General features: G+C 58.7%; 6 protein-coding genes. 5 read left to right on the top strand and 1 reads right to left on the bottom strand.

Annotated elements, in window-relative coordinates:
- The coding region (locus JNN07_16530) for a transposase domain-containing protein (protein MBL9169348.1) at positions 1-203 on the bottom strand (203 nt) is incomplete at its 3' end.
- Positions 204-448: 245 nt separating this feature from the next.
- Here JNN07_16530 and JNN07_16525 point away from each other — a divergent pair.
- The 5 genes from JNN07_16525 to JNN07_16505 form a co-directional block, all read left to right on the top strand.
- Positions 449-862, top strand: coding sequence for a hypothetical protein (locus JNN07_16525; GenBank protein MBL9169347.1), 414 nt, complete (start codon positions 449-451; stop codon positions 860-862).
- A gap of 17 nt (positions 863-879) precedes the next feature.
- Positions 880-1,209, top strand: coding sequence for an IS66 family insertion sequence element accessory protein TnpB (tnpB, locus tag JNN07_16520; GenBank protein ID MBL9169346.1), 330 nt, complete (start codon positions 880-882; stop codon positions 1,207-1,209).
- Positions 1,210-1,264: 55 nt separating this feature from the next.
- Complete coding sequence (locus tag JNN07_16515; GenBank protein ID MBL9169345.1) at positions 1,265-2,146, top strand: DUF4338 domain-containing protein; 882 nt, start codon at positions 1,265-1,267, stop codon at positions 2,144-2,146.
- Positions 2,147-2,150: 4 nt separating this feature from the next.
- A complete protein-coding gene (locus tag JNN07_16510) occupies positions 2,151-3,653 on the top strand; it encodes an IS66 family transposase (protein MBL9169344.1) in 1,503 nt (500 codons plus the stop codon).
- 102 nt (positions 3,654-3,755) lie between these two features.
- A partial coding sequence (locus JNN07_16505) for an IS630 family transposase (GenBank protein MBL9169343.1) occupies positions 3,756-4,369 on the top strand: 614 nt, incomplete at its 3' end.

Raw genomic sequence — 4,369 nt, 5'->3', positions numbered from 1 at the left:
GCCGCTCGGCTGACGCTTATCGTGCGAGCCTCTTTCCACTTGATCGGCGTCAGTTCGCCCACGGTATGATTCGTCGTCGATGGAAGCCTAGTGAGCACGTCCTTAAGGTATTCATACGGCTCGATACCGTGGATTCGGCAGGTGGCGATTAGCGTGTAGATCACCGCATTGCGCTGACCCGCCTCTTCGGATCCGAAGAACATCCAGTTCTTTTTTCCGATTGCTGTGGGCCTGATTTTGTTCTCGATGAGGTTGTTTGTCCACTCGACCGTAAGCGGTGATATTTCGACCCCTGCCTTGGGGGTGCAGGGATTCCGGCTGCGGTCGGCTGTCTTCCCCTTCTTGAACTACGCCGCTTGAGCGGCGGCTTTGCATCGGAACTTTTTGTGTCCCTTCGGCAAGAGTGCGTAACGTCAGCTAGTCGGCGTGGTAAGGTTTGCGGCGAACTATGCAAACGAGACCTACGAAAGTTGCCCTCGCCTCCACCACTGCTAACGCTCTTGCCAGCCTGGCCGAACGTCTGAACGAGTGGCGACGCACCCGTTGCCGAGGTCAGCGGATCCCTGAGGAACTATGGAGCGCTGCCACAATCCTAGCCCGAGACCATGGCCTGGCCCCGGCCGCCACGGCGCTCAAACTCAACTATTACGATCTGCAACGGCGCCTGGAACCGGGGAGGCGCAAAGCCAAACCTGCTTTGAGTCGACCCGCTTTCGTTGAGCTGCCCGGCCTGGTGGCCGCCAAGCCTGATCCGGGCACGGTCGATTTAGTTCACACCAACGGGTCACGACTGACGCTGCGATTGAGCAACCCCCGATCGCGAGATCTACTACCTCTGGTGGCGGCGTTCCTGCGCTCATGATCCAAATCACCGCCCACATGAAAATCCTCGTGGCAGTGGAGCCCGTGGATTTCAGGCGTGGCATCGATGGGTTGGCTGCCCTCTGCCGCCAGGCGCTCAGCACCGATCCCATGTCCGGGGTCCTGGTGGTGTTCATCTCCCGCCGTCGCCATGCCATCAAGTGCTTGGTCTATGATAGTCAGGGTTTTTGGCTCTGCCAAAAACGCTTATCGAAGGGAAGGTTCACCGGATGGCCCCAGGCCGACGGAGCTTCCATCCGCTGGGATCCTCTGCAGCTTCAAGCGTTGCTCTGGAACGGGGCTCCTCCAAAAACTACAACGGTGTGGAGAGCACTGACGGAGCCATAAAAAAAGTTCCATTTTTAGCTAGCGTTCGAGTCACACCTGGATAGTCTTCGGGTGCATGTCCGATGTCCTCTTAAGCTACCGCGGTCGTCAGATCCGGGAACCCGACGTGGTGTTCCTGCGAGAGTTCATTGCCCAGCATCCCGGCTTAAGCCGCAACGCCCTTTCCATCCAAGTCTGCCAAGTATGGAACTGGGTCCAACCCAACGGACAACTGCGCGATCAAGTCTGCCGCAGCCTCATGCTCGCACTCCACCGGGCGGGGCATATCCAACTGCCCGAGACGCGCCAGAGAGTCGTCAACAATGCGATCCAGCACCAGCGTGTGTCCCAGTTGGAGTTCTGCGACACCTCACCTATCGAGGGGTCTCTGGCTTCGTTGGGACCTTTGGAGATCCGTTTGGTCCGCCGGGCTGACGGCGAGGATACCTTCAACTACCTCTTAAGCCAGTATCACTACTTGAGCTTTAGCCGTCCGGTGGGCGAACACCTCAAGTACCTCGTCTTGGCCGGAGAACGGCCCGTTGCCTGCATGGCATGGAATTCCGGGCCCTTGAAGCTCAACCTGCGCGATGAGCTGGTGGGAGCTCCCCGAGCGGCCTACGCCCACAACCTTCATCTGATCGCCTACAACAGCCGTTACCTGATCGTTCCCTGGGCGAAGGTGCCCCATCTGGCCAGCCACGTCCTGGGACGGATCGCCCGGCGGCTCAGCGCCGACTGGCAGGAGCTTTATCATCATCCGATCCACCTGCTGGAAAGCTTCGTGGATATCGAACGCTTTAAGGGCACCTGCTACCGGGCGGCCAACTGGACCTGCGTCGGACGCTCGGAAGGCCGGGGAACCAAGTCCAAATCCAGGGGACAAGTGTCCATCAAGGAGCTCTGGGTGTATCCCTTAAGCAAAGGCTTTCGTTCCAAGCTTCTACAGGCCCCTTAAAGTTGTGGCGCAACGATTCCAGGAACTCACGATGACCGAGCCGCAGAGGGATTGCTTCCTGGATCGAGCCCGCTTGGCCATGAGTGCTGAGGATTACCGGATGATTGAAGGCATGACTCTGGCCCTGCCTGAGATTATCACCTGGATCGAGCAGGAGCCCATGACGCTCAGTAAACTTCGGCATCTGATCTTTGGACCCAAGACCGAGAAGTCCGGAAGGATTTTCCCGCCTGCCCCTGTCCCTCCTCCGCCCAAGGATCCCAAGGGCAAACGCAAGGGACACGGTCGGAACAAGGCCAGCCAATATACCGGCGCACGCCGGTTGAAAGTCACCCATCCCACGCTCAAAGCCCAAGACCCGTGCCCGGAATGCCCTCAAGGAACGCTGCGTCCGGTGAAAAGCCCGGGGTTGGTGATCCGGATCGTGGGTTCGCCGCCGATCTCGGCCACTGTGTGGGAACTGGAGAAGCTCCGCTGCGATACCTGCGGCACGGTCGTCACCGCCCCGCCGCCGCCAGAGGCGGGGCAGGAAAAGTATGCCCCGAGCGTGGGCGTGACGGTGGCCCTCCTGCGTTATGGCAGCGGGATGCCCCACTATCGGCTGGCCCGATTGCAGGAAAGCCTCGGAGTGCCCTGCCCGGAGTCCACTCAGTGGGAGGTGATGAAGCCGCTCTTCGAGCAGGCTCAACCCATCCTGGATCATCTGATCACCCAGACGGCCAATGGTCCGCTCGTTCACAACGATGATACCAAGATGCGGATCCTCGATCTGCGTAAGCCGGGGAGCGCTACGGCGGCCAAGATTGATCCCAAGCGCAAGGGCACCTTCACCTCGAACATCCTCGGCCAGGTGGGCCCCTACACCGTGGCCCTGTATTTTAGCGGATGGCAGCATGCCGGAGAGAACCTGGAGGAGGTGTTGAAAAGGAGGTCAGCGGATCTGGAAGCGCCCATGCAGATGTGCGATGCACTCTCCCGCAACACGAGTCCGGAGTTCGAGAGCATCGTGTGCCATTGCCTCAGCCACGCCAGGCGGGAGTTCGTGCCCATTGCCGAAAACTTTCCCCAAGAGTGTCGGCATGTGCTCGACTCCCTGGGGGCCGTTTACCATGTGGACGCCCAGGCCAAGGAGCTAAACCTCACCGCCCGTGAACGATTGCTCTCCCACCAAACCCACAGCCTCCCCGTGCTCAAAGAGCTTAAAGCCTGGATGCAGGACCAGTTGGATGGCCGAAGGGTTGAGCCGAACTCCGGGTTGGGGGGAGCCATCGGCTACATGCTCAAACATTGGGAGCCTCTGACCTTGTTCGTGCGCAGGGAAGGTGCCCCGCTGGACAATAATATCTGTGAGCGAGCTCTCAAGATGGCGATCCTCCATCGCAAGAACAGTCTCAGCTACAAAACCGAGCGAGGAGCCAGGACCGGGGATCTCTTCATGAGCCTGATCCAGACTTGTCGTCTCAACGAGATTATAGCGATTGCCAAAAAAGATTTCCGAAATAGTTGAAAATAAAACTGGTACTTTTTGCCGGGTTATGGTTGAACCTGAGTGTTGCGCGCGCTCGAGGTACATCCGAATGCTGAGAACGCCACCCTAGAAGAACTAGCGGTGGCGATGGAGACTGCGCCCAATCAACGTTCCTTCGTTCGCTTGTGCGCGGTGCGCGCTTTGCTCCTGGGACAACCCCGCTCGATGGTGTGTCTGCTGTTCAATCGAACCGATCGGATGATGCGTTTGTGGATTGAACTCTTCAACCGCGGCGGGATCAGTGCGCTGATCACTCGGCCCAAGCCTGGAAGACCCCGCAAAGTAAAACTCGAGCGTGTTAAAGACCTCCTCTTGCCCGTGCTGGAGAACCCAGCAAAAGCAGGCGAGGTTCACTGGACCGGGGTGAAGGTCCACGGCTATCTCAAAGAGCAGTTGTCGATCGATCTGGGCTATCGCACCACCATCCGTTGGTTACACGAACTCAATTTCCATCTGCGAGTCCCGCAGTCCTGGCCCGAGCGACAGAACCAAGAACAACGAGAACTCTTTCGCAAAGAACTCGAGAGTTGGTGTGAAGATCCCAAGATCGAGTTGTGGTTTAGTGACGAGTCTGGGGTTGAGGGAGATCCGCGGCCTCGTCGTCGATGGGCACAGCCTGGTAAGCCCCGCAAGGTGCCCTATCTGGGAGATCACATTCGGCAGAATGTCATTGGAGCGGTCGCTCCACAGACCGG

This window comes from Verrucomicrobiales bacterium (assembly GCA_016793885.1).
GTDB lineage: Bacteria > Verrucomicrobiota > Verrucomicrobiia > Limisphaerales > UBA11320 > UBA11320.
Note: the sequence above shows the minus strand (reverse complement) of the source record. Positions and strands in the feature narration are given on the sequence as shown.